This is a genomic window from Streptomyces sp. 796.1, assembly GCF_047525675.1.
Lineage (GTDB): Bacteria > Actinomycetota > Actinomycetes > Streptomycetales > Streptomycetaceae > Streptomyces.
In genome coordinates this window covers 1-8,125 of the sequence record NZ_JBLIWA010000086.1, presented here as the reverse complement: position 1 = coordinate 8,125, position 8,125 = coordinate 1, and the positions used below count along the sequence as shown (strand labels likewise).

Annotated in this window: 2 protein-coding genes; both read right to left on the bottom strand. The window is 72.9% G+C overall.

Going from position 1 to position 8,125, the window contains the following annotated elements; all coding sequences use genetic code 11:
* On the bottom strand, positions 1–3,798 hold a 3,798-nt coding region (locus ACMA1D_RS31645), incomplete at its 3' end, for a type I polyketide synthase (protein ID WP_414727417.1).
* Between the two features lie 41 nt (positions 3,799–3,839).
* Positions 3,840–8,125: SDR family NAD(P)-dependent oxidoreductase (locus ACMA1D_RS31640; RefSeq protein ID WP_414727416.1), on the bottom strand; the 4,286-nt coding region annotated here is incomplete at its 5' end.

The window sequence follows — 8,125 nt, the reverse complement described above, 5'->3', positions numbered from 1 at the left end:
ATCCGAAACCCCACCCACCACACCGCTACCCCCCACGCCACCAGGCAGAGGCAGCCAGTCAACGGTGAACAGGCCGTCGGCGCTGCGGCCCGCGGCCTTCAGGTGTTCGGCGGCGGCCGGGCGCATGGTGACGGCATCAGCGGTGAGCACCGGCGCGCCCACCGCGTCGGCCACGGTCACCTGGAGGGCCCGTTCGTCGTCGGAACCCTGCGCCTCGGGCGAGATGCGCACGCGTACGCTGCCGGCCTCGGCGGCCCACAGGGCGACGCCGCTCCATACGAACGGCAGCCACACCTGCTCGGCGTCGGCATCGGCAGTGGCATCGGCCGCCGGCTCGTCCAGCAGCAGCGCGGGGTGCAGGGCGGCATCGAGGAGCGCAGGGTGGATGCCGAAGCCCTCCCGGTCGCCGGCCGCCTCCGGCAGTTCGAGCTCGGCGTAGACGTGCGGGCCCTGCCGCCAGGCCGCCTTGAGCCCCTGGAACGCCGGCCCGTACCCGTACCCACGGCCCGCGGCCCGCTCGTACAGGTCCTGTACGTCCACCGCCGACGCCCCGGCCGGCGGCCAGGTGCCGTCCAGCCGTGCAGGTGCGTCCGGCGCCGTGTTCGGCGGGCTCAGCAGACCGTCCGCGTGGCACACCCAACCGGCGTCACCGCCGAGGTCCGTGTCCTGGTCGGGCCTGGAGTAGATCTGGAGCGTGCGCCGGCCGTCGTCGTCAGCCGGGCCGATCACAACCTGGGCCCGCACCCCGCCGGAGGCGGGCAGCGCCAGCGGCACCTGGAGCATCAGCTCTTCCACGCCCGCGCTTCCCACCTCGTCGGCGGCGCGCAGGGCCCACTCCACGAGCGCGGCGCCGGGCGCCATGACCGTACCGCCCACCTCGTGTTGGGCGAGCCAGGAGGAGGACTGGGCCGTGAGCCGGCCGGTCAGCAGCAGCCCGCCGTCGGCGAGCCCCACGGCCGCGGGCAGCAGGGCGTGTTCCAGCCGCTGCAACCCGGCCGCGCCGACGTCACCGACGCCGGCACCACCGGTCGGCCAGTAGCGCTGGCGCTGGAAGGCGTACGTGGGCAACTCGACCGTGCCGGGCGCCGGTTCTGCCGGGAACCAGCCTTCCCAGGCCACCTCGGCACCGGCGGCGAAGGCCAGCGCCACGGACCGTACCAGTTGGTCGAGCCCGCCCTGTTCACGGCGCAGGGTGGGAACGGCGGTCGCCTGGATGCCGGCCTCGTCGAAGGACTCCTGGAGTCCGATGGTGAGCACGGGGTGGGTGCTGGCCTCGATGAAGACCCGGTGCCCGTCGGCGAGCAGGACGCGTACGGCGTCGGCGAAGGCGACCCGTTCGCGGAGGTTGGTCACCCAGTAGTCGGTGTCGAGCAGCGTAGTGTCGACCCGCTCGGCGGTGACCGTCGAGTAGAAGGCCACGGACGAACTGGTGGGGGTGATCCCCGCCAGTACCTGCCGCAGTTCGTCGGCGATCTCGTCCACCTGGGGACTGTGCGAGGCGTAGTCCACGTCGATCAGCCGCGCCCGACCGCCGGCTTCCTCCAGCGCCGTCACCGCGTGCTGTACGTGCCCGGGTGGGCCCGAAATCACCGTGGAACCAGGCCCGTTGACCGCCGCCACACCCGCACCCGCACCCGCCTCACCAAGCCCGGCCAGGAAGTCAACCGCCTCGTCCTGACTGAGTGCGAGGGATGCCATCGCACCGCCGCCAGCCAACTTGCGCAACGCTTTGCTGCGCAGGGCGACGACCTTGGCGCCATCTTCGAGAGACAGCGCACCGGCGACGACGGCCGCGGCGATCTCACCTTGGCTGTGCCCGACGACCGCGGCCGGCTTCACACCCTGATCCGCCCACACGGCGGCAAGCGACACCATGACGGCCCACAGCACAGGCTGGACCACGTCCACCCGGCCAAGGTCGGCAGCCCCCACACCACCACGAAGAACCTCAGCCAACGACCAATCCACGTACGGCGCAAGCGCCACCTCACACTCCGCCACCCGCGCCGCGAACACCGGCGAAGCCTCCAACAACCCCGCACCCATCCCCACCCACTGCGAACCCTGACCAGGGAAGACCAACACCGGACCGACGCCGCTGGCGCCGGTGGTGGTGGCTGCTGCGGTGCCCGGGGTGATGACGTCGGGGTGGGTCTCGCCGGCGGCGAGGGCGCGCAGGCCCGTCAGCAGGTCGTCGTGGTCGTTGCCGACGACGACGGCGCGGTGTTCGAAGACCGAGCGGGTGGTCGCCAGGGACCAGCCGACGTCGACCGGCGAGGTCTGCGGCCGTGCGGCGAGGTGGGTGACGAGGGCAGCGGCCTGGCCCCGAAGGGCGTCGGCGGTACGGCCAGAGACGATCCAGGGCACCAGGCCGGTGGCGGGCTGTCCGCCGGGGGTGGGTGCGGGCTGTTCGTCGGCGGTGGGTGCCTCTTCGACGATGACGTGGGCGTTGGTGCCGGAGATGCCGAAGGAGGAGACGCCGCCGCGTCGGGTGCGTTCGCCGGCCGGCCACGGGACGGGCTCGGTCAGCAGGCGTACGCCGCCGGCGTTCCAGTCCACGTGCGGGGTCGGCTCGTCCAGGTGGAGGGAGGGAGGCAGGTGCTCCCGTTGCAGCGCCATCACCATCTTGATGACGCCGGCGACACCGGCCGCACCCTGGGTGTGACCGATGTTGGACTTGACCGAGCCCAGCCACAGCGGCTGGTCGGCGGGCCGGTCCTGACCGTACGTGGCCATCAGCGCGTCGGCCTCGATGGGGTCGCCCAACCGGGTGCCGGTGCCGTGCGCCTCCACCGCGTCCACCTCGGACGGCGAGAGCCTGGCACTGGCCAACGCCTGCCGGATGACACGCTGTTGGGAGGGCCCGTTGGGGGCGGAGAAGCCGTTGCTGGCACCGTCCTGGTTGATGGCCGAGCCGCGGACCAGTGCCAGGACCCGGTGGCCGTTGCGCTGGGCGTCCGACAGCCGCTCCAGGAGGATGAGGCCGACGCCCTCGCCCCAGCCGGTACCGTCAGCCGAAGCGGCGAACGCCTTGCACCGGCCGTCGGGCGACAGGCCGCGCTGGCGCGAGAACCCGGTGAACACCTCGGGCGAGGCCATCACGGTGACGCCGCCGGCCAGCGCCAGCGAGCACTCACCCTGCCGCAGCGCCTGCACGGCCAGGTGCATGGCCACCAGTGACGAGGAACAGGCCGTCTCGATCGTCACGGCCGGACCTTCGAGGCCCAGCGTGTAGGAGACCCGGCCGGAGAGCAGGCTGGGAGCGTTGCCCGCGTAACCCTCCGAGCCCTTCTGCGGGGTCTCGCCCTGCCCGTTGCCGCCGGTGGTCGCCGTGCCGGCGTACACCCCGGTCTGGCTGCCCTTGAGCGATATCGGGTCGATGCCGGCCCGCTCGAACGCCTCCCAGGCGGTCTCCAGGAGGAGTCGCTGTTGCGGCCCGGTGGCCAGCGCCTCGCGCGGGCTGATGCCGAAGAACGCGGGGTCGAACTGGTCGGCGTCGTAGAGGAAGCCACCCTGTTTCACATAGCTGGTGCCGGGGTGGTCCGGGTCCGGGTGGTAGAGCCCGTCCAGGTCCCAGCCGCGGTCGGTGGGGAAGTCGCCGATCGCGTCGGTACGGTCCGCGACCAGGTCCCACAGCTGTTCGGGGGAGCTGACCCCGCCCGGGAACCGGCAAGCCATGCTGACCACGGCCACCGGCTCCTGCGACCGCTGCTCCACCTCGCGCAGCCGCAGCCGCGTCTCATGCAGGTCAGCGGAGACGCGCTTGAGGTACTCGACCAGCTTCTCTTCGTTCACCATGAGGTAGCCCCCGGCCTTAGCGATGGTGTGGTCCCGCACATTCAGGACACCCCAAGTTCGTTGTCGATGAAGTCGAGAACCTGGTCCGCTGACGCGGATTCCAGCCTCTCCACGGCGCTGCCCTCGTGTGCGGGCTTGCGTGCCGCCTTCCATTTCGCCAGCAGGCTCTCCAGCCGAGCCGTGACCGCACCGGAATCGCCGTCTTCCAGGTCAAGCTTTATCAACGCGTTCTCAAGCCGGGCCAAATCGTTGAGCACCGGATCGACCGCGTCGGGGCCGCTGACGGGCCCGCCGGCGGGGGCGATGCGCTGGAGGAGGAACTCGGCCAGCACCGTGGGCTCGGGGTAGTCGAAGACCAGCGCCGCAGGCAGTCGCAGGCCGGTCGCGGCGGCGAGCCGGTTGCGGAGTTCCACGGCGGTCAGCGAGTCGAAGCCCAGGTCCTTGAAGTTGGCGTCGGCGTCGACCGCTTCGGCGTCGGCGTGACCCAGTACGGTGGCGACGTTGCCCCGGACGAGGGTGACCAGTGTGCGGAGTTGTTCCTCGGTGGGGAGCCCGGCCAGCCGGCCCGCCCAGTCGACGGGTTGCCCGCCGCCCGCGGTGGCGGTGCGTCGGCCGCGGGTGGCGCCGGTACTCGCCGCCACCAGGGCGCGCAGTGCGGCGGGGAGCGTGTCGGCCGGCTGGGTGGCCAGGGCGCGCGGGTTGATGTCGGCCGCGACCAGGCCCGGTGCGCCGTGGTGGAGTGCCGCGTCCAGCAGGCTGAGGGCGTACGGGCTTGGCATGGCGGCGATGCCTGAGCGTGCCATGCGGGCCAGGTCGGCGTCGGCGAGGTTGCCCGTCATGCCGCTGGCGCTGGCCCACAGGCCCCAGGCGATGGAGACCGCGGGCAGACCGAGGCCCCGGCGGTGGGCGGCCAGTGCGTCGCAGAAGGCGTTGGCCGCCGCGTAGTTGGCCTGTCCCGGGCTGCCCAGGGTGGCCGCCGACGAGGAGAACAAGACGAACATGGCCACCCGGCTGGCGGCGGTGGCCGCGTGCAGGTGGGCGGCGGCCGTGGCCTTGGCTGCCCACACCCGGGCCAGCCCCTCCTGGGTCTGCGCGGTGACGACGGCGTCGTCCAGCACGCCGGCGGCGTGGATGACGCCGGTGAGCGGGTGGGCCGGGTCGATGCCGGCGATGAGGTCGGCGACCGCCGTCGCGTCGGCCACGTCCGCGGCGACGATACGGGGCTCGGCGCCGAGTTCGGCCAGTCGTGCGGCGAGCGCTTCGGCCCCTTCGGCCGCCGGGCCACGCCGGCTGACGAGCAGCAGGTGGCGCAGGCCGTGGGCGCGTACGAGGTGTTCGGCGACGAGGGCGCCGAGGGTTCCGGTGCCTCCCGTGATCAGGACGGTGCCTTCCGGGTCGACCGCCGCCGGCACGTCGAGTACGAGCTTGCCCGTGTGCTTGGCCTGGCTGAGGTGGCGCAGCGCCTGCCGGGCCCTGGCCAGCGGCCACACCCGAAGCGGGGGCGGGGTCAGCGCGCCACTGGTGAAGAGTTCACTGAGCGAACCGAGCATGCGCCCGATGTGTTCCGGCCCTGCGTCGGTGACCAGGTCGTAGACCTGGTAGCGGGTGCCGGGGTAGGCGGCTGCCATGACCTCCGGGTCGCGGATGTCGGTCTTGCCCATCTCCAGGAGCCGGCCGCCGTCGCCGAGGAGCCGCAACGAGGCGTCGACGAACTCACCCGCCAGACTGTTGAGCACCACATCCACACCACGACCACCAGTCGCCTCCCGGATCACCGACTCAAAGCCCAGATCCCGCGAGTTCGCCCGATGCCCCGCATCAACACCCAACCCCTCCAACACACCATGCTTGGCAGGACTGGCCGTCGCAAACACCTCAGCACCCAGATGCTGGGCAATCTGCACCGCCGCCATCCCCACCCCACCCGTCCCCGCATGAATCAACACCGACTCACCCGCAACCAACCCACCCAAGTCCACCAACCCATACCAAGCAGTCAGGAAGACCGTCGGCACCGCGGCTGCCTGGTGGAAGGTCCAACCCTCGGGTACGGGGGCGACCATGTGGGCATTGGTGAGGGCGGTGGGGCCGAAGGCACGGTCGAAGATGCCCATCACCCGGTCGCCGACGGCGACGTGGGTGACGTCCGGGCCGACGGCGGTGACCACACCGGCGCCTTCCCCACCGAGGCCGACCTGGCCCGGGACCATGCCGAGGCTGATCAGCGCGTCGCGGAAGTTGACGCCTGCCGCGTGCACCTCGATCCGTACCTGGCCTGCGGCGGGCGGCTGGAGGATGTCGGGGCAGGGCACCGGGACCACGTTGTCCAGGGTGGCGGCGCCTTGGAGTTCCAGGCGCCAGGCGCGTTCGCCGGCCGGGCCGACGATGTCGCCGCTGTCGGTGCCGGCGCGCACGAGCCGGGGCGCCAGGGTGCGTCCGGCACGCACGGCGAGCTGCGGCTCATCGGCCGTGGCGGCGAGTGCGACGACCCCGGGCAGGTCGACGGCGTCGGACGGTGCGCCCGCGCCCTCCGTGCCGCGGTCGTCGGCCGGGTCGAGATCGAGGAGCAGGAAGCGCCCGGGGTTCTCGGTCTGGGCACTACGGATCAGGCCCCAGGCCGCGGCGGCGGGCACCTGCACCCAGTCGGCGGTGACGGCTCCGTCCCCGCGTACCTCGTCGGCGGTCACCGCACCGCGGGTGACGACCACCAGCCGGCTCTCGGCCAGCCGCGGTTCGGCCAGCCATGCCTGGACCTGCCCGAGCAACCGCCCGGCCACGGCCAACCCGGCGGCAGCCACCGCCGAACCGTCATCAGCCCCGGTCACCCTGCCCGTACCCACATCGCCGTCGGTGGCTGTGTCCGACTCCGGGGTCGCCAGGTCGGCGGCGGGCAGCAGCACCACCGGCGGCACGGCGACCCCCTCGTCCAGGGCTGTGACCAGGGCCGACACGTCCGCGTACGCGTCGGGTTCGGCGTCGCCGAAGCCTGCGAGCCTGCCGAGTGCAGTGGTCCCCTGCTCTCCGACGACCGCCCAGCCGTCGGCGGCCCCGGGGGCGGTGGGGTGGGCCAGTGGGGTCCAGTCCAGGGTGAACAGGCCGTCCGCACCCTGCTCGCCGCCGGCCTTGAGCTGATCGGCGGTCGCGGGCCGCATGGCGAGGGAGTCGACCGTCAGTACGGGGACGCCCACCGCGTCGGCGACGGTCACCCGCAGCCCACGTTCACCCTCCGCCACCTGCGCGTTCGGCGTGATCCTGACACGTACGGAGGTGGCTTGGGCGGCCCACAGCGCCACCCCCTGCCAGGCGTACGGCAGCCACACCCGGTCGTCGTCGGCATCGGGTTGCTGCGACTCGTCCAGCAGGAGGGCCGGGTGGAGCGCGGCGTCGAGCAGGGCCGGGTGGATGCCGTAACCCTCCCGCTCCCCCGCCGACTCGGGCAGCTCCACCTCCGCGTACACCTCGTCCCCGAGCCGCCATGCAGCCCGCAACCCCTGGAACGCCGGACCGTACCCGTACCCGCCCGACGCCACCCGCTCGTAGAAGTCGGCGACCTCTACGGGTTCCGCGCCGGCTGGCGGCCAGGCGGCGGCCAACGGCTCCGGTTGGCTCGCCCCGTCCGCCGGCGGGCTGAGCACACCCTCGGCGTGGCACACCCAGGTGGCGTCGGCGGCCAGGTCTGCATCCCGGTCGGGCCTGGAGTAGATCCGCAGGTCACGCCGGCCGTCGTCGGTCATCGGGCCGACGGCGAGCTGGATGCGGAGCCCGCCGGACGCGGGCAGCACCAGCGGCACCTGGAGCGCCAGTTCGTCGACGCCTCCGCAACCCACCTCGTCCGCTGCGTGCAGTGCCCATTCGGTCAGCGCCGCGCCCGGGAGCAGCACCGAGCCGGCCACCACGTGGTCGGCCAGCCAACCCCGGCCACCGCTGGCGGACAGCCGTCCGGTCAGCAGCACGCCACCGTCGGCGAGCCCCACGGCGACCGGCAGCAGCGCGTGCTCCACCCGCTGCAACCCGGCGGCCCCCATGTCGCCGACAGCGTCATCGAGGATCAGCCAGTACGGCTCGCCCTGGAAGGCGTACGTGGGCAGGTCCACCACCCGCGGCGCCGGCCCGGACGGGAACCAGCTCGCCCAGTCGACGTCGGCCCCTGCCACGTGCAGGCGAGCCAGGGCCTGACCGAAGGCGACCAGCTCGGGCTGCTTGCGGGTCAACGTCGCCACCGTACGCGGCGTCCCCCCGCCACCGGGCTCCCCCGTGGCCTCCGCGTGGTCCAGGGTGTGTTGGGTGGCGGTGGTGAGGGTGGGGTCGGGGCCGAGTTCGAGGTAGG